We start from the raw sequence: 17,920 nt of genomic DNA on the forward strand, positions 1-17,920 counted from the left end.
TAGCCCTTTCAAGGTGACTAACGGAAACACTTCATTTCATCGCTATCATCTTGAAACTTTTGCTTATATTCTGGGTTTTGTGAAGGTTGAAACAACCAATCCTCGTTCCAAATTTTACCACCTTGAAAGGGCTAGTCCTTAACTCTTACCTCTAACGTAGTTCGGTCAAGAACTTAGTCTGGTCAACTAGGCTTTTACAAGCCCTCACTTACCCGAAGGGAAGTGATGGGTGGTTGACCCATTCTTCAGCCATGCCACTACCCTCAAATATAAACTATCAGTTTATTATTGAATATAAATCATAAATTTACAGTTGATAATGTATCAATTAATAGCAAATTTTCTTTGGAGCTAGGGGGTAGAAATTATGAGTGAGATATCAAACATCTCTACTGATGAAAAATTGCTACCCAGCCAGAACGATTCTGCAACTAGCCATGCAGAAATAGTTGTTAGCTCCGAACTGACTGAACTTAGTACAGACGAGTGGCGCGATCGCATATTTTTAGAGAGACAAGTAGAAAAAGCATTTTACGCAGCTGCTAAAGCATTGAAAGAACTACGAGACAGACGTTTGTACCGTTCAACTCACTCAACCTTTGAAAATTACTGTCGTTCCCGATTTGGCTTTACTCACCGTCATGTGAACTACTTGATAGCTGGTTCATTAGTAGTTGACAATCTGATGGGAACCAATGGTTCCCAAATTGAAATCCTAGACGAAACGGGAACCAATGGTTCCCAAATTGGAATCCCAAGCGAAACAGGAACTAATGGTTCCCAAACTAAAATCGCAAACGAAACGGGAACCAATGGTTCCCAAATCTTACCAACCAGCGAACGCCAGGTTAGACCTTTGGTTCCCTTAGAACCAGAACAACAACGTTTAGCTTGGCAACAGGCAGTAGAGCAAGCGGGTGGTAAAATTCCTTCTGGTCGTCAAGTTCAAGATATTGTGGACAAAATCCGAGAAAGAACCAAAGTACCAAATCCCTACCATGTTGGGGAAGTATGTATTCTACTGCCCAAAGACAACCCAGAACTCAAAGGCAAAAGTGGTTGTTGGGGTGTCATTACCCATGTTGGAGACTATAGCTGCACTATTGAGACTTGGGATGCTGAGTATACAGTGAAAATAGAACATCTGAAATCCTTAGAACTGTTGGATGAAGACTGCCAGTTTATGCAACAGCTATGCTTGAGATTGCGAAGACTACATCAAATTGAAAACCGAGATAGTGCCGTTGATTGGCTTTGTTCAGGATTAGGGAAACAACCCAAACCGTACCTTTCACCTTTGCAGTCAAAATTGTTAGATCATGCTGAACAAGAATATGGACTGCTATTTACCAACAGTATTCTTTAGAAATAGGAGTATCAACTTATCAAAAACAGGAAGCAACGTTCCAAAGTGAGAGCCAATTTTAATTCTCAATTAACCACTACATTTTCAACAAATCTTAATATTTCGTTGCCCGCACAGCACAAAACAAGTTATTTACGTATTGATTTCAGCACATCACATTTTGGGGTTGCTCCCAAATAACCAAACCTAAAATTTTAACAAAAGTCAACGCTGCCCTACAGGTGTTAACACAGGTAAAGAAACAGTAAAAATACTACCGTTACCTAAAGTTGATGAAACAGAAATATTTCCTTGATGAGCTTCTACAATTTGACGAGACAAATATAATCCTAGACCATTACCTTGTCGTTGATGTTTACCCTGTCGAAAACGTTCAAATAAGTGTACTTGCTCTGATTTACTAATACCAATTCCTGTATCTTTGACAGCAATTGTTACCCGTTGTCCGTGGGAATTAAGGTGAATTTCTACTGAACCCCTATCTGTAAAACGAATAGCATTACCCACTAAGTTAGTTAGCAGTCGGTAAAGTTCTATTCTATCGCCCCGCACTTTCACCGCAGATGGTTGTGTGTCGTTTAATTTGGCATTCAGAGCTAAATTTTTGACTATAGCTAAAGGTTTAAGTTCCTGAATTACTTTTTGAGCTAATTCCCACAAGTCAACGAGAAAAAATTCTAAGTTCTTACATCCAGATTCATACTGATAAACCTCCAGCACATTTTCCACCATTGACAGTAACGTTTGATTACTCTCAGTCAGTAGTTGCAAATGTTTCCGTATTTCTGAGAAATTATGACCAAAATTGCCTTTTTGAATCATTTGCAAAAGTTGAATTGTTGAGGTCAAAGGAGTGCGTAAATCATGAGTCAGCTTGATCATAAAATCTTCACATCGCTGTCTAGCCAGTTGATCTCGTTGATTGATACTATGTTTGAGCCGCAGGAGCGAACGCACTTTTGCTAACAATTCTTTTTGCTCTACAGGTTGAATCAGAAATTCGTCAGCACCAACTTGTAAACCACGAATCAAACTGGACTCGTCAAAATTTATAATCAGCAAAACTGGTATGAAAGGTACATCATAATTCTGCTTAATTTGTTGCGTGATTTGATAGCCATTGATATTAGGAAGAAAGGTATTTAAAATTACTAAGTCAGGTGGAGATTCTGCAATCTTAGTCAAGGCTTCCGTATCACTGTCTGTTAGTATTACCTTGTATCCTTGTTGCTTGAGAATAGATTTTAACAAACAAACATTTTTAGCTGAGTCATCTACCCAAAGGATACTTTCTGTTGAACTTGGATTCCAAAAGAAAGGTGTCATACAGATACCAGTATATTTGCTTAAATCGAGTTTGCTGTAAGAAGTCAGAAGACGCTACGCTATCGGTTCAGAATATTTGATAAATCTTGTCGATTATCAAGTGCTATTGTTGGGTGTAACTGTTAAAAATCTGACTTTTGAAAGCTGAGTGCTGAATCCTTACAGTTTGCTATTTCTTTTTTTTACCGAATCTTAACACTTAGATAGATTGTTTTACTAAAACTTTAAATTTGGCATATATCAATAGGTAGATTTTTTACCGCTTGTGTTCTGCATACGTCAATAGATAGATTTTGGCTAACAGGCTAACAATTTTTAACCGATAGACTGATCCGTTTATGGTTGATCATTTCCGACATTAGAGAGAGTACATTTAGCCAGTTATTGAGGTAGGTCATGGAAAACATTAGAGCAGCAATTATTGAAGACCATAATTTGACCAGGGTCGGTATCAGTAGTTGTTTAAACGAGCAAAAAAATATTCAAGTTGTGGGAGATGCTGAAAATGCTGCTGCTGGTCTAAAACTGCTTCAAGATACTCAGCCAGATATTGCCATTGTTGATATTGGTTTACCAGACATGGATGGTATAGCACTAGTACAACAGTTTCGACAATCTGTGCCATCAGCAAAAGAAACAAAAATCATTATGTTGACTTCTTTTGCTCAAGAGGAAATGGTTTTAGCCGCTTTTGCAGCTGGGGCAGATTCTTACTGTATCAAAACCATTAAGTTTGAGTTACTGTTAGAAGCACTGTACATGACTTATGAGGGATATTCTTGGATTGACCCAGTAATTGCTCGGATTATTCTCAAACATATTCGTCGCTCAGTGACGACAAAACAAAATATTACTTCCAAAGCGATTATCTCTGCTATTGAACCGGAGCAAGTAAGTATTTTGGCAGCAGATCCATTAACAGACCGGGAAATGCAAGTTTTAGAGTTAATTGTTCAAGGATTCGGCAATCAAGAGATTGCTGATCAACTGTATATTAGTTTGGGAAGTGTAAAAGTATATGTGCGGGGTATTTTGAACAAACTTTGTGTCAGCGATCGCACTCAAGCTGCTGTTCTAGCATTACGGGCTGGTTTACTCAATTAAAAGTGAATCGTAAGCATTCAGCAGTCAGTAGTCAGTAGTCAGTAGTCAGCAGTCAGCAAGAAATAAGAAAACCATCAATTATCAATTGTCCATTGATAAATTGCTCTCATTAACACGCTGTGTAATTTTACAAAATGAGAGCATTCTTATTATTAACTCAGTCTCTCTCTAGAGAATAGCTGTTAGCGTAGCGTGGCGTAGCCATTTACTGATTACTGATAGCTGAATACTTACAGTTAATCTTTGAAGTCTTGAATTGCTGTTGCTGTTAAAGCATAAACAACCCGACGCTTACGTTCAACATGAGTACCATCCACAGGAATTCCTTTCTTCCAAGCAGCAATAATCGCTTTCTTATCTGCTGAGTAAACTGTCTTTTCTCTGCGATATTTTAGAGGCAATTTTTCTGCATCTATAAGTACATCACAACTCGGTGGATTTTCTTTAATTGTGATCCGCAGTGAATTACCAACTATTTGCTCAGGGATAATTCCTGTGGCATTATGTTCTAAAATCGTTTCATCTAATTTCTGTCGCCAGCGTTCTAGTCTTAATAGTGCTGATTGATGCACGGCTTTGAGATGTTCTAGTCGTTGCTTAATAGCTGCTATTTCTGCATCTAATTGCAATGCCAATTCGGCTTGAATATCAACAGCTTCAGATTGTACTTCTTGAGTTTCCCAAATAGCGGTGATGATAGCAGCTTCCTCTTCAGAAGTCTGACAATTGGTTAACTGTTCCCAGAGATGAGCAGCAGTTTGGGATAGTCCTGCTAAAGATTGTTGAGCGAGTGATAAAACCATGATTACCACCTGCCACAAGTTTGATAGTAGTTATGTTCAGCTTCAATTTGGTTTAGAATAGCTATCGTGCCTGAATCTAAATTAGCATCGAGGCATAAATCGGAAATGACCTTTTGTGTAACTTGATTATTTTGCTCAGTCACGGCAGTCAACTTAGGTTTAAGTGTGGTTACACTTTGTGTTACAATTACTTTCAGTTGTTGCATTGTTTGGGTTGCATAACGCCATCAATTTGAGCGCGGTAGCGCATCTAAACTCCATCCATCTTGAAAACTTGAGTTTGCGCTATAGAAAAGCTATAGGTTTCAAGTTGAACGGGGTTTATCTGTGTTTGTATCCCACTTTTTTAAGTTAATTGTGTGTCCTCTGTTCGTTATTTTGTCAATATCAAGAATTAAAACTAGAGATATGAAACTCATCAAAAAATCTGAAAAGCTCGTTCAAGAAACAAAAAAAGAAACTAAAGAACCAGATTTGCAAGTTGATTTTGCAAATAATCCTGATTTTGTAAATAATATAGAAGAACTAACAGGTGCGGAACAGCCAAAACTAGGGATAGAGTATCAAGAACCTAATTATCAAGAACTTAATTATGTTCCTTTACGATATAATCCCATAGTTCACTCTGTTGGCAAGACGGGATGGCAGGTTTCTGATATTTGGAAAGATATTAGATTGGATAGTTTTTAACTATTACTTAATCCCACTGCTTTTGAATTGGTAAAATTTTACAAAAGGTGTGGTTATTTGGTTATGTCTACTGCTTATTATCCCCTGATTCTTTATCCACCGTTAGCTAGGCAGTTAAGGAGTGGTAATCAAGGACAGAAGCATCTGAAAGCTTCGTTTCAAGGATGCGTGGCATTACCAGATGATAAGAGTACAGCCAAGCAAGGCGTGAGTGAAAAGCAGTTTTTTCGGCATTTACTGGCGGCTTTTCCTGGAAACTTGATTTGTCAAGCGGTTGAGTTTGAAATTCCAGGTTATGCTCTCCGCTACTCGGCTGATTTTATCTTTTATCATCACTCATCTGGGTTAGCTCTCGATATAGAGATTGATGAACCTTATACTGGAAATACAGGGAAACCTCACCACTGTATTGATGTTGATGATGATAAAATTCGTAACCGATTTTTCTTGGAACGGAATTGGGGTGTAATCAGGTTTGCAGAAATTCAAGTGGTGCGTCATCCTTGGAATTGTTGTAAGGTAATCGCTCAAACAATTGCTAAGTTGACAGGAGATAATAGTGTGTTTATGCTGCTGCAAAGATTGGCTGATGTACCTTTACAAAAATGTTGGACAAGGCGTGAGGCTAGGCTGATGGCTAAGAATAATTATCGTCAGTCTTATCTGCCAAAAATGCTAAAATAAAGCCAGATATAACAAAAGTAAAATTGTAATTTTTTATTAAAACACATTCAAATGGATAAAATTTTTATTCTTGCTGACATGAATCATCAATAGGTAATACTAATCTAATATGAAGTTGCATATAATTAAGAGTCTGAAAACCTTGTCAATGCAAGAATCATTCTGTGCAGCTTCATATAAAAATGGTATACAGCACAAATCTTTTTAAAGTACCACACCTCAATATCCAAAAGGTTTATGGGACAAGGGTTATAGGATTTCGTTTTGTACCAGATAGTTGAGTAAAGTGCTGTAAGTAGGTTCGTGTTATAAAATTTAAATATATTGGTTTTTATAAAATGGCTAAAACTCAACAACAATAACGGATTGAATCAACCTTACATACCGTTATATGATTTGAATTTTTCCAGCCAACCTGCTGCTAACCAAAGTTGACGAGAATTGAGAATAAATCTATTATCTATGATTTTTGAAAAAGCCCAGTCATCAAGCATTCTTTATGAGTAACACAGAAGTAGTCGTAATTGGTAGCGGTATTGGCGGATTGAGTTGCGCTGCACTCTTGGCACGCTATGGAATTGATGTCACAGTAGTAGAAAGCCACTCCATCGCCGGTGGTGCAGCTCATGCTTTTGAACGCAATGGCTACAAATTTGAGTCTGGACCCTCTTTATACTCTGGTTTATCCTACACTCCTTCCCCTAATCCCTTACGTCAAGTTTTAGATGCCATTGGCGAAGATTTACCCTGCGTCAATTACGATACCTGGGGTTGTTATTTACCAGAAGGCTACTTTGATGCTCAAGTTGGTGCTGACCAGTTCTGTGAAATATTACAACAACTGCGGGGAGATAAAGCTGTAGCACAATGGCGCAAACTCCAGGAAATTATGACACCTTTGGGTAAGAGTGCCACTGCTCTCCCACCCTCTGCCTTGCGCTATGATTTAGGTGCGGTGTTAACTATAGGTAAATTTGCCCCAGCTTTACTGCAACAGGCCGCTAACGTGATTAAATTAACAGGGTCTTTTTCTAACATTATTGATGGTGTAATCACAGACCCTTTTATTCGCAACTGGTTAGATTTACTTTGCTTTTTGTTATCTGGATTACCCGCAAATGGAACAATAGCCGCAGAAGTGGCTTTCATGTTTGCAGATTGGTATCGTCCTCATGTGCAGTTAGATTATCCCATTGGAGGAAGTGGTGCATTGGTTGATGCACTGGTACAGGGGTTGAATAAACATGGTGGTAAGTTGGTTTTAAATGCTCATGTGGAGCAAGTTTTAGTAGAAAATAACCGTGCTGTCGGGGTACGTCTGCGGAGTGGTCAAGAAATCCGAGCCAGTAAAGCTGTTGTTTCTAATGCTTCTGTTTGGGATACTCTCAAACTCATTCCTGAAGGTGCTGTCCCTAAACGGTATGTAGAAAAGCAACAAGCAATACCTGAATGTGATAGTTTTATGCACCTGCATTTAGGTATTGATGCAGCAGGATTGCCTGAAAATCTGGGTATTCACTACATTGTAGTTAACGACTGGGACAAAGGCATAACTGCACCGCAAAATGTGGTAGTTGTATCTATTCCTTCAGTTCTTGACTCGTCTTTAGCACCAGTGGGTAAGCACGTGATTCACGTTTATACTCCTGGTAATGAACCTTATGCTATTTGGCAAGGAAAGGAACGCAATAGCGAAGAATATGCGTTGTTAAAACAAGAACGTGCGGAGGTGATGTGGCAAGCTTTGGAAAGAATTATTCCTGATATTCGTTCCCGTTGCGAAGTTAGTTTGGTGGGTACTCCCCTTACTCATGGACGATTTTTACGTCGTCATCATGGTAGTTATGGACCAGCTATAGCCGCAGGGAAGGGTTTATTTCCTGGTGGTAATACACCTTTATCGGGGTTGTTGTGTTGTGGAGATTCGACTTTTCCGGGGATTGGGTTGCCGGCTGTGGCTGCTAGTGGGATGATTGTTGCTAATGCGATCGCTCCGGTACAGAAACATTTACAATATATTTCAGAGACATTTGGTTAAAATATCTTTACGCATGATTTGTACATCAGAAAATATAAATCTCCAATATCTGGGAGTATAATTAAGTTAATACTAAAATACTTTCCGTGTCACTACTATCAAATTGGGTAATTGTGGCCAAATTATCTCTCAAAATCTGCACAATCTTTGATGTGGGACTATTACCAATACGCAGATAAATAAATTTTGGTGGATGACCATAAAGTAAACTACGTTGATGAAAGTCAGAATCTTTGGAAATAATCACAAAACTATTGATTTTGGCGAATTCCCAGATAATGGCATCATCAGTATTTATAAGTCCTAAAGTTTTAACGTGTTGAGAATCAGGATACAAATCAAGAATTTTATCAACAATCCGATCTGATAAATTCTCGTCTAATAGCAGTTTCATAGAGATGCAACAAATAACTTTTTCTCTCGGTCAGCAGCAAAAGCAAGACAAGCTTTAATATCTTCAGATGTCAGTTCTGAAAAATCTTCAAGAATTTCTGCTTCTGTCATTCCACCTGCTAAATATTCTAAAATGTCGTACACAGTAATACGCATTCCGCGAATGCAAGGTTTTCCACTGCGTTTTCCAGGTTCAATCGTAATAATATCTTGATAACTCATGATCTCGCCTTTTTTTTGATCTTTGGTCTATATAATTGTAGGATAATTTAGGGGGTAGTAATTGTGCTATTAAGAAGATTGGTGGGGGCTGGTTTAAGATTTGGGACTTTTTGTATTATAGATAGCGATCGTTTATTAGCAAAAGGGGAAAGAGCGATCGCATCTTCTGACTAATAACCTCGTTTTTTACGACATACAGAACAGAAAATCTGAATATTATCCCTAATTTTCTTGCCACATAAACAAGTTCTAGCTGGAGAAGAATAGTTGAAAACTTTTGGTATTTTCATTTGTGTACTTAAATTGCTATTTTTTCTACAAGCAGAACATTGAATTTCTCCTGTTTTTCTGATTGTTTTACCACATAAACATTTGTATGTCATGCTTATCACCTCATTTGTTTTTTAATCATGTAATTACTTACTTATCTAGTATGCTATTAATACACTCTGAGTATTTATAGTGAAATTACTAGAACATGATAACACAATTCGTCTAAGTAATTCTGGTAATTTACGCACATCCCAGCCTACATAATTTCTTATGAACTTTTCTATAGTTCATCTGGCTGATTAATTCTAGTTGTTCAATTATGCAAAATATGAAAATTATTGCTCACTGCCAGCAGTAATCGTTAGTTCTATACAATACTTCGGTGGTGTGATTTCTAATAGTCTTGCCATACCTGTATTCTCGCCATAACGTACTAATTGAATAAAGTCTTGACATGAGCAACCCACTCCCCTCATCATCAGATCAAATACAAAAAACCAAGACAGCGAACTTTCGTAAACATTTATAGACTCAATAAGTGATTCTAGCGTAAACTTATATAAAGTTTTATTTGTTCTGCTAGCCTTAGCTGCTTTTGCAGCAAGCTCATGTATGTTATCAATAGAAGTCAAAAGACATCCCAAATTAAGAATTGAAGATTGCTCTCCCTCAATAAGCTCTCTATATCTTTGCAAACCAATAGTATAGTCAAATATAGAGGTTGCATCTAGTCTCATCTGTTGGTGCAATACCATTTGTTGTTCACGCTTTGGAAGTGCTTCTAGACAAGGATTATACATCAAGTATTTTATGCACTCATTTCCACAACCTTTCTCCACATAAGACTTATTCAAATTCTCAAGTTTCTGATGCTGTGCTATATCGAAAGATTCATAAACTGAACTTAGATCATAGCCAAAACTAGTCGGAAATAATTTCTTCGCTTGGAGTAAGATACCCTTTTGAAAATTATTATTTGGTTCAATATAATCTTGATATGTAAGAACAATCCCAATATCTGAATATGTTGTGTGACCCTCTTGAGTCTTATTGTAATCAGTTGTTGATATAGAAACATCACTTTGTAAAAGACCACCATTTTTTCTAAGATCATTATTCAGATCCGACAAACTATATGGAAGTAAATGTAATTTTGATGCCCGTTCATCAAGTAATTCACATAATATTAAAGTTAAATGTTCCTCATGCGGTACAAAGCCACATGAAAACCTCTTAGCCAAAAGTATGTCTATACCTTTAAAGTATTTGCAAAAACATTTTACCTCATAAGGACCTAGAACTGAAATTTTAGGCGGTTGCATAGAAATTGGATTCATATAGGTATTTCAAGTCTTTGAGATAATTCTGTTACAACATACTAAATTTTTCAATCAAATCTGATTCTTTAATTTTTATTTCACCTTTTATAAGGTTGTGCTGTAGTAAGATTTGGTATAACCCTGTAATGCTTGATGTTAAAAGTACAGAGAGTAGCACCTCTACCGACAGCACAAGCACCAATCAAAGCATCCAGTAACCCTAAATTATCAGATAAGTGATAGGTGGTAAAATTAGATAGAGCCACAGCACAATCAACTTCAGTAGGCCAAATTACAGGTAGAGGAGCAACCAGCTTGAGAGTATCGCGCAACCGTTGGCTATTTTGAGCATTTTGAATGAGTTCCATAACCACAAAGCCAGGAACGCTCGGTATTTCTGGAAGGCTTGCAAACCAAGCAATTGCAGGAGCATGACCACGCTGAATATCAATCAAAATATCTGTATCTAACAAGTACATGATAAAATTTACCTATCCTCGCTCCCGTGTTTCAGCCTGATGACGTAACTCACGAGCATAAGCTTGACTATCAGTAATAATATCAGGACGTGAATTAATTACACCTTCATCTTCCCAATATTTAACAAGTTCTGCTCCAGTTTTAGGTAAATTATCTACAACTTTTCTGGTAGATAAAATATGTAAAATATATTCATATAACGGTAAATTCAGTTGAGAAGCTTCAGTGTGAAGTTCGGTTTCTAGTTCGGGTGGTAGGTTCAAGTTAATATTCATTTTGCGCTGATTCTATTGAATAGAATTTCACTTTATTCCTCAAGCAAATTATATCAAGGCATATCCCGTAAAAAGTATAAATTTACGTATTGTAAGTTTTATTTTTATTGATTATACCCAATCAAAAGTCCTACTAACCGCCTTCTTCCACAACCGATAACAACCTTCCCTCTCCACAACATCCATCTTCGCTTCCCAAGTCTGATCTAAAAGCCAATTCTCAGACAACTCCTCTAAACTACTCCAGAAACCAGTCGCTAACCCAGCAGCATAAGCTGCCCCTAAAGCAGTAGTTTCTGATACCTGGGGACGAATCACAGGCACACCTAACACATCACTTTGAAATTGCATCAACAGGTTGTTGTACACCATGCCACCATCTACCTTCAAAGCAGTTAAATTTACCTGCGCGTCTTCTCTCATCGCATCCAAAACTTCACGAGTCTGCCATGCTGTAGCTTCCAACACCGCACGGGCAATATGACCTTTATTGGTGTAGCTAGTCATACCCACAATTGCACCCCTAGCATCATTGCGCCAATAGGGAGCAAATAACCCAGAAAATGCAGGGACAAAATAAACACCACCATTATCTGTAACTGTACTGGCTAAAGCTTCTACCTCTGCACTGCTTTGAATTAATCCCAAATTGTTACGCAACCATTGAACCAAAGCACCAGCAATAGCTATACTCCCCTCCAAAGCATAAACCGCCGGAGCATCACCCAACTTATAAGCTACCGTTGTCAATAAACCATGTTGGGAAATCACCTTTTGCTGGCCTGTATTCAGCAGCATAAAGCAACCTGTACCATAAGTATTTTTGGCTTCACCTACCTGAAAACAAGTTTGTCCAATTAATGCGGCTTGTTGATCACCTAAATCAGCAGCAATAGGAACTCCTGCCAAAATACTTGTAGCTTTGCCATAGATAACTGATGAAGGGCGAATTTCTGGCAACATTTGCCGGGGAATGCCCATAATATCCAAAATTTCCGGTTCCCAGTCCAGAGAATTCAAATTCATCAGCAAGGTACGACTGGCATTGGTAACATCAGTGATATGCAAACCGCCTTCTGTACCACCTGTTAAATGCCAAATCAAAAAGGTGTCAATTGTGCCAAAAAGAGCATTACCATTCTCGGCTGCGGCTTTTAATCCTGGTATGTTTTCCAGTAACCACTTAATTTTGGGGGCGCTGAAATAGGTAGCCAGTGGTAAACCTGTCGTGGCGCGAAAACGGTCTATCCCACCATCTGCTGCTAGTTGATTACAAATATAATCAGTTCTGGTATCTTGCCAGACAATGGCATTGTAGTAAGGTTCGCCTGTTTGCTTATCCCAAACTACTACTGTTTCCCGCTGATTCGTAATGCCAATCGCTGTTATCTCAGCAACAGTAATATTACTCTGCTCTAAGGCATCTTTAATTACAGTCTGAGTACATGACCAAATTTCTTTGGGGTCGTGTTCTACCCAACCCGGTTGGGGGTAAATCTGCTGATGTTCTTTTTGGGCATAGCTGACAATTTTACCCTGCTTGTCGAAGATGATGAAGCGGGTGCTGGTCGTTCCTTGGTCAATTGCAGCGACGTATTTGGTCATGGGTTTATGTTACTTGGCTATGCACATTAGTGTCACAAAATTTTCGCTATGTGAATACCAGTCATATACTATACCCCATCCATCTTGAAAACTTGAGTTTTTGCCTTAGAAAAAACTATAGGTTTCAACTTGGACGGGGTTTAAGACAAATATTGTTGACAAAAAGAAATTACTCCTACTCCTAAAAAAAGCAGCAAGCCATATCGCAATATTGCATTGCTTGACTCCAACTATAAAAAATCAGTAAATCTAAGTATAAATTCAATATTCAGGTTCTACTTTAGCCAAGTACAAAACCAAATTACGCTTAACGTGATCATGAACATCCTTCGGCAAAACAGATATCAGACAATCCATTAAAAAAGCTTTAACTTCCATCGTAGCTGTATTCACAGCCTGAGAAAACCCTTGCCAACCAAGATGTTCACTAAAAGTAATCAAATGTTCAATCACCAAATCCGCAGATTCATAACCAGCTTCCCTATCCTGCTGCAACAGAGGTAAATACTCATCAATAAACCACTGCTGTTCCTTAGTCAAAATCTCTAGAGAATTATTACTAACCCTATATAGAGAGTTATATAGGAGTAGTAATAATTTTCTAAAACTATTCCACCCCCCAAAATACTTCTTAGCAATCCTACTAACCCATTCTTGAGAAATACCAGAGGCTTTACCTAGCACCTCTTGCGTAACTTTCTGCCAATCTGTCACCCCATCTGCTACCAGCAACTTGAAACCTGTTAATATACCCTTACGTGTCTGTTGTATCTCAGTACCTGCTCCTGGACAAATATCAAAAGCATCAGATTTAATAAACCTAGCATTAGGGTAGTAATCCGCTAAATAGGACAAATCTTTGTCACTAACCGCATAAAAAGTAACCTCCTCCATTCTGCGATTAGCTCTAGTTCGACCTGCACATTGAACAACTTCAGTCTGAACCAAATGGTTAATTACATTTTGAAAAGCCTTATTTTCTTTACTAACATTTTTATCTCCTGTTAAAGTTATATAAACTTGTCCAGATGCTCCAATATCCTGATAAGGAGTGCCAAAACTGCAAACCGCTTGCTTATCTTGATAGGCATTACTGCCGCGATTATCAGCAAACCAGTGTCCATCACCCTTGTTTTTATGTGCCAAGTGGTCTATGTAAGCAATATTGCCATCATGACGCTGATTTAATTCTTCACGCAATGCTGCAATTCGTTCCTTTAATTTGTGACCTCGGTCTTTATTCAGCAACCCAAAGCCCGTAATTTGGTGAATAGTCAGATTACTATAATCTGGTGGGATTTCCGAAATCACCAGTATTTCCTCTGGATTAATCCCCAACTGCATAGCCACATTGTCACGGTTAGCAGTAGCGTCCATCAAGAAAACAAACTCAAAAGCTTTGAGGACATCAACTTGACGGCTGTTTTTAGTAGCAATAATTAAATGTTTGTTTTTAACCCGTAAAGCCCCTGGTTCAATGTCTCCGATAACTTCTAGAAGGGGAATCAACCATCTCACAGGTAAACTGTCGATATTCCTGTAAGTCTCTTGAGCAGCTTGTTTATTGAGGTGACTACGGATAAACTTTAAAGTTTTTCTGCTGAAAGAATTGCGATCGCATTTATCAACCCCATCTAATGTAATACTATCAGCCTGCTGTACCAATTCCTCAATATCTGGAGCAATAGTTTCCAGTTCAGCAATGATTTCCGGTAAAGCTGTGGGAATTGCCCCTAATAAAGCTCTGATTAACTCATCATTGTACCCATGATATGTTTCCTCAACAGGGGGAATTTCACCAGTTAGCAGTACCCGCAGTGGTAGAACTAAACTTCTAATTTTGTCATACACTGCGGGTAACTTGGTTTGCACCTCCATCATCGAAGAGTCAAAATCTCGTAAACTAACCTTAATAAAGTCAACTGGTTGTAGTTGTCTAGAAGCTTCGTCAACAAAAGCACCTGACTTCATAGCAATGATATCTGTAGCTTGGGGTAAGGAGTTGATATTGGCACGAATCCGCTGAGATGCTAGTGCATCCCTTCTATCACGTCGGAAGGTAGCACCATTGACTTTCGGGAGGACATTACCAGCAGCATCTCTACCCGCACAATTAGCCCTCAGTTTACAACCGTTACAGATGGGGTTAAGGCTTGCTTCTGCGGATGTTTCTTTTTTGTATCCTTTGCTTGCAAGAGCATTAAAAAAATCTGTGAGGGGACAAGTTCCCTCAATATTGGGTTCTTCCCCCAGTTGAGGCCAGTGTATTTGTGGGTTGCCCAATGGTGTAAGTTTGTTACCATCTGCTACTAATCCGTTGTGACGTACTGGTAAGTCTGTCCATTGTTCAATAGTTGCTACAGTGGGATTACGGTGTTCATTGCTGAGGTAGAAAAGTGTATTGACTCCCAACTGTTCTGGCATAAATTCACCCACAGTGTGAGATTTACCAGCACCTGCGTGTGATAAATCTAAGATGAATTTTTTACCGTAATTGGCAGCATCTAGGTAAGTCTGGGTGCGATTCTTCGGTTCAAACCAGATATCAACATCTAGGTTATTGGTTGGTAAAAGTATGGTTGGTTTTGGTTGGTAAATTACGTTACCTATAAACTGTTTGGCTTTATTAGTGACAGTGATTAAAGTTAGCAGGAATTCTTGAAAGTCTTTCTTTATACCGTATTTAGCTTGCCATTGTTCTTTGCTGATTGTGGGATCTGTTACGGTGGGGTGTAGGTTATTACTGGAGTGTTTTCTGCGGTAATCTTCAAATATCTCCCTTTGATAATTGTTTAACTCTTCTTGTTGGTAATCTTGGAATATAGCACTTGGATAATTGTTTAATTCTTCTTGTTGGTAATGGAATACAGCATTTTGAGAATTTTTTAATTCTTTTCTTCGGTAATTGCTGAATTTATTTACTTGGTATTTGTTATACTGGTTATCCTGGTAATTACTATTAAAAGTTGTACCTTCAATTTTTGGAAATCTAAATCCATACTGTTTAGCAATGTGAAATAGCGTACCAATGGAGATACCAGAACGACCGCGAAAACTCTTAATTTTGTCTCGAATATTCCAACTCGTTCCCTTAATTGATGGACTCCACTGTTCTCCTATAATTTCTGCATCTACAGGTCCATAATGAGAATTGAGTGCCATTAATACCTGTAAGCACTCATGATAATTATTGCTACCAGGACTACGGGAAGGAATGTAAGTTAAAGCTTGTTGAATTAGCTGGTCAATATCCCAGTTGTTAGCTTCTGCACGCTCTTGAAACTGTATCCGACGGGTTGTAATTTCAGCTATGCGTTTTTCGTACTCAATTTTTTCTTGGTAAGCGGTGGTGACAGCTTCATCTATCCAAGATTGGGGTAATCTAGCGTTAGGGTTGATCAGTGGAAAAGTTGCCTCAGTTGACCCATAAAACACCCGTGAAGCATCTTTACAAGCGGGGTCATGGGGCAGGTGTTTCATTAAGTACCGTGTTAGCACTTCTACGGTTTCTGCACCCTGAACGTATTCAGGTAGTACGAATATTAAGCGGAATTTATGCCAATCTGGTTGATGGCTGGCTGTGGTGTAGATTAACGCGCAGTATTGTTTGATGAATGGGTGTTCTATTGCTTCGTCTAAATTTAGTTGATGTTGATAGATTTTCTTTGCTTGTCTACCATCTGATTTTTCAATGATGTTGCCGTTAATGTCTACCCAAGCGTTATTAATCTTGATCGGTCTGCCATTTTCATCAAGTGGATTACTATTTTCATCTTTCCAAGTTGCGGAGTTGTCAATATCTAGTAGTACCCATTGAGAACCAATAATATTGGCTTTACTTCGCCATTGCCCACCAAGTAAACCAGCACATAAGGCGTGTCCTGCTCTTACATGGCTGATAATGTCCCAAATTGTGCCTTTTGTATCTTGGAAGTTGGCTGCTAGTTTGCGAAAATCCCAGTCTTTATCTTTACCAGTGGCGTTAAAAGCAAATCTGATTTTGTCGTTCTGGATAGGCTCTGGTTCTAACCGTGGTGTAAATTGAGCCTGTTGAGTGTTTTGGTTTTTTGGCTCTAGCTGTTGTTTGATCTCAGTGGTAAATTGATCCTGTTTATCTGCTAAATTTTCCGGTTCAGCTTGGTTATCAAAATGCTGTGACTCTGTTGATTGTTGCGGTGCAGATGAGTTGTGGAATTCTTGCTGTGACATGATAGCCAATCCTCCAGTAATTGTGTTGGAGGAATTGGAGCTATTGGAGTTATCCTGTATTAGTAATCTTTTACACACATACTCAGGAAGATAAGAGGATAAAATTCCTGAAATGTTGCTTTACTAGGACTTACGCACGACGTATAAAAAATATCCGTTTGATATTGTGATGGCTATGCTTACCGAAGGTGGTAGCAATAACAAATACACGTTAATTTTGCGTAAGTTCTATTTGTTTGTAAAATCAGTGTTCTCCTGGTTTTACATCTCAACTTTTTGAGATAAGATAACTAACAGGGATATTTAAATTAGGCTCGATACCCAATACCCCGCTCCAATTCCATGATGGAATGTATTTTGAAAACCTCGTTGTCCCACCGGGACGTGGGGTTTTCGCCTTTTAATCTATTCGTATTTTGCTAACCAAGCTGTAATAAACTCGGTTATTTCTTCTTTTTGAATCACAAACGCAGTGCCTTTTCTCCTAAGAGCTAGAATTTTCATATTTCCTACTTCAGTGTAAAGATGGTCTTTGTGACTTTCCACTGCTTTGGTAGGAGGCCATAAAACTAAAACTTTGGCTGTGGGAGTCTTTTGAGCTTCACGGGAGGACATCCCAAATAAGGCTCTATTTTTGTCAAGCCACTTTTCATAATCTGCCAACTCAACTAGAGGGCAGGGTGTCCATACCTTTAGGCCATGCTTATCTTTTCTTCTAATTTGCAAAGCTTCTCTGCTTTCGTTGTAAACAACATCTCTATCTCCCCGTGAACGAATGGAGATAAACAGGTGAGTTTTGCGTGGGAACCTGATAAACAAGTCGATAGGGTTCTTGTCCTCAATCTGAATGACTGGAAAAACTTGTATTCCCTTGTCTTTAAACTCCTCTAACAGTACGGTTGTTAATTTTTCTAACCGCGCAATCTTTTCCACCCTGACCAATGGCTTGTAAGCCAAACCAAAAAGCAACCAGCCAGCTGGGCTAATTGTGCTTGTAGCAATTGCTGAACCACTAGCGGCTAGAGCAACAGTGGAGTCAACGTTTTTTGCTTCCCTAAGTCCCTCTAAAGCCGCTTCGTTATGCGGCGGTAGCTGAAAATCGGTTGGTGGGTCTTTCACTGTCAACATTACAA

The 17,920-nt window shown here is 38.6% G+C and carries 15 protein-coding genes; 5 read left to right on the forward strand and 10 right to left on the reverse strand.

Going from position 1 to position 17,920, the window contains the following annotated elements; genetic code table 11:
* Positions 1–367: 367 nt before the first annotated feature.
* Positions 368–1,366, forward strand: coding sequence for a hypothetical protein (locus ACLLO5_RS26985; protein WP_413176250.1), 999 nt, complete (start codon positions 368–370; stop codon positions 1,364–1,366).
* Positions 1,367–1,570: 204 nt separating this feature from the next.
* On the opposite strand, the gene ACLLO5_RS26990 is transcribed toward ACLLO5_RS26985, so the two are convergent.
* A complete protein-coding gene (locus tag ACLLO5_RS26990) occupies positions 1,571–2,692 on the reverse strand; it encodes an ATP-binding protein (RefSeq protein ID WP_413176251.1) in 1,122 nt (373 codons plus the stop codon).
* 396 nt (positions 2,693–3,088) lie between these two features.
* Here ACLLO5_RS26990 and ACLLO5_RS26995 point away from each other — a divergent pair, with 396 nt between their 5' ends.
* Entirely contained in the window at positions 3,089–3,796 is a 708-nt protein-coding gene (locus ACLLO5_RS26995) for a response regulator (RefSeq protein WP_413176252.1), read from the forward strand.
* Positions 3,797–4,032: 236 nt separating this feature from the next.
* Here ACLLO5_RS26995 and ACLLO5_RS27000 read toward each other — a convergent pair whose 3' ends face one another.
* Positions 4,033–4,599: a siphovirus Gp157 family protein gene (locus ACLLO5_RS27000; protein ID WP_413176253.1), complete on the reverse strand. Its 567-nt coding sequence runs from the start codon at positions 4,597–4,599 to the stop codon at positions 4,033–4,035.
* Positions 4,600–5,007: 408 nt separating this feature from the next.
* On the opposite strand from ACLLO5_RS27000, the gene ACLLO5_RS27005 reads away from it, so the two are divergent.
* The 3 genes from ACLLO5_RS27005 (at position 5,008) to ACLLO5_RS27015 (ending at position 8,011) form a co-directional block, all read left to right on the forward strand.
* Positions 5,008–5,289 carry a hypothetical protein gene (locus tag ACLLO5_RS27005; RefSeq protein ID WP_413176254.1) on the forward strand — a complete coding sequence of 94 codons (282 nt, stop codon included), beginning with the start codon at positions 5,008–5,010 and terminating at the stop codon, positions 5,287–5,289.
* 63 nt (positions 5,290–5,352) lie between these two features.
* Positions 5,353–5,973, forward strand: coding sequence for a hypothetical protein (locus tag ACLLO5_RS27010; RefSeq protein WP_413176255.1), 621 nt, complete (start codon positions 5,353–5,355; stop codon positions 5,971–5,973).
* A gap of 499 nt (positions 5,974–6,472) precedes the next feature.
* Complete coding sequence (locus tag ACLLO5_RS27015) at positions 6,473–8,011, forward strand: phytoene desaturase family protein (RefSeq protein WP_413176256.1); 1,539 nt, start codon at positions 6,473–6,475, stop codon at positions 8,009–8,011.
* A 61-nt stretch (positions 8,012–8,072) separates the two neighbouring features.
* On the opposite strand, the gene ACLLO5_RS27020 is transcribed toward ACLLO5_RS27015, so the two are convergent.
* The 8 genes from ACLLO5_RS27020 to ACLLO5_RS27055 all read right to left on the reverse strand — a co-directional run bounded on the left by ACLLO5_RS27020 (position 8,073) and on the right by ACLLO5_RS27055 (position 17,915).
* Positions 8,073–8,405, reverse strand: coding sequence for a DUF5615 family PIN-like protein (locus ACLLO5_RS27020; RefSeq protein WP_413176257.1), 333 nt, complete (start codon positions 8,403–8,405; stop codon positions 8,073–8,075).
* Entirely contained in the window at positions 8,402–8,626 is a 225-nt protein-coding gene (locus ACLLO5_RS27025) for a DUF433 domain-containing protein (RefSeq protein ID WP_323362759.1), read from the reverse strand. Before ACLLO5_RS27025 ends, ACLLO5_RS27020 begins: the two co-directional genes overlap by 4 nt.
* A gap of 608 nt (positions 8,627–9,234) precedes the next feature.
* The gene (locus ACLLO5_RS27030) at positions 9,235–10,236 is read right to left on the reverse strand and encodes a hypothetical protein (RefSeq protein WP_413176258.1); all 1,002 of its coding nucleotides are present in this window, start codon (positions 10,234–10,236) and stop codon (positions 9,235–9,237) included.
* Between the two features lie 80 nt (positions 10,237–10,316).
* Complete coding sequence (locus ACLLO5_RS27035) at positions 10,317–10,697, reverse strand: PIN domain-containing protein (RefSeq protein WP_413176259.1); 381 nt, start codon at positions 10,695–10,697, stop codon at positions 10,317–10,319.
* Positions 10,698–10,709: 12 nt separating this feature from the next.
* On the reverse strand, positions 10,710–10,973 hold the full coding sequence (locus ACLLO5_RS27040) for a hypothetical protein (protein WP_413176260.1): 264 nt from the start codon (positions 10,971–10,973) through the stop codon (positions 10,710–10,712).
* Positions 10,974–11,084: 111 nt separating this feature from the next.
* On the reverse strand, positions 11,085–12,578 hold the full coding sequence (glpK, locus tag ACLLO5_RS27045) for a glycerol kinase GlpK (RefSeq protein ID WP_413176261.1): 1,494 nt from the start codon (positions 12,576–12,578) through the stop codon (positions 11,085–11,087).
* A gap of 261 nt (positions 12,579–12,839) precedes the next feature.
* On the reverse strand, positions 12,840–16,787 hold the full coding sequence (locus ACLLO5_RS27050; protein WP_413176262.1) for a PriCT-2 domain-containing protein: 3,948 nt from the start codon (positions 16,785–16,787) through the stop codon (positions 12,840–12,842).
* A 405-nt stretch (positions 16,788–17,192) separates the two neighbouring features.
* Complete coding sequence (locus ACLLO5_RS27055; RefSeq protein ID WP_413176263.1) at positions 17,193–17,915, reverse strand: hypothetical protein; 723 nt, start codon at positions 17,913–17,915, stop codon at positions 17,193–17,195.
* Positions 17,916–17,920 lie beyond the last annotated feature (5 nt).

The organism is Anabaena azotica SJ-1 (assembly GCF_047275885.1).
Classification (GTDB): domain Bacteria; phylum Cyanobacteriota; class Cyanobacteriia; order Cyanobacteriales; family Nostocaceae; genus Trichormus_B; species Trichormus_B azotica_A.

Coding starts and splice junctions, on each gene's coding strand:
- ACLLO5_RS26985 (WP_413176250.1), top strand. CDS start 368: ATGAGTGAGATATCAAACATCTCTACTGATGAAAAATTGCTACCCAGC.
- ACLLO5_RS26990 (WP_413176251.1), bottom strand. CDS start 2,692: ATGACACCTTTCTTTTGGAATCCAAGTTCAACAGAAAGTATCCTTTGG.
- ACLLO5_RS26995 (WP_413176252.1), top strand. CDS start 3,089: ATGGAAAACATTAGAGCAGCAATTATTGAAGACCATAATTTGACCAGG.
- ACLLO5_RS27000 (WP_413176253.1), bottom strand. CDS start 4,599: ATGGTTTTATCACTCGCTCAACAATCTTTAGCAGGACTATCCCAAACT.
- ACLLO5_RS27005 (WP_413176254.1), top strand. CDS start 5,008: ATGAAACTCATCAAAAAATCTGAAAAGCTCGTTCAAGAAACAAAAAAA.
- ACLLO5_RS27010 (WP_413176255.1), top strand. CDS start 5,353: ATGTCTACTGCTTATTATCCCCTGATTCTTTATCCACCGTTAGCTAGG.
- ACLLO5_RS27015 (WP_413176256.1), top strand. CDS start 6,473: ATGAGTAACACAGAAGTAGTCGTAATTGGTAGCGGTATTGGCGGATTG.
- ACLLO5_RS27020 (WP_413176257.1), bottom strand. CDS start 8,405: ATGAAACTGCTATTAGACGAGAATTTATCAGATCGGATTGTTGATAAA.
- ACLLO5_RS27025 (WP_323362759.1), bottom strand. CDS start 8,626: ATGAGTTATCAAGATATTATTACGATTGAACCTGGAAAACGCAGTGGA.
- ACLLO5_RS27030 (WP_413176258.1), bottom strand. CDS start 10,236: ATGAATCCAATTTCTATGCAACCGCCTAAAATTTCAGTTCTAGGTCCT.
- ACLLO5_RS27035 (WP_413176259.1), bottom strand. CDS start 10,697: ATGTACTTGTTAGATACAGATATTTTGATTGATATTCAGCGTGGTCAT.
- ACLLO5_RS27040 (WP_413176260.1), bottom strand. CDS start 10,973: ATGAATATTAACTTGAACCTACCACCCGAACTAGAAACCGAACTTCAC.
- glpK (WP_413176261.1), bottom strand. CDS start 12,578: ATGACCAAATACGTCGCTGCAATTGACCAAGGAACGACCAGCACCCGC.
- ACLLO5_RS27050 (WP_413176262.1), bottom strand. CDS start 16,787: ATGTCACAGCAAGAATTCCACAACTCATCTGCACCGCAACAATCAACA.
- ACLLO5_RS27055 (WP_413176263.1), bottom strand. CDS start 17,915: ATGTTGACAGTGAAAGACCCACCAACCGATTTTCAGCTACCGCCGCAT.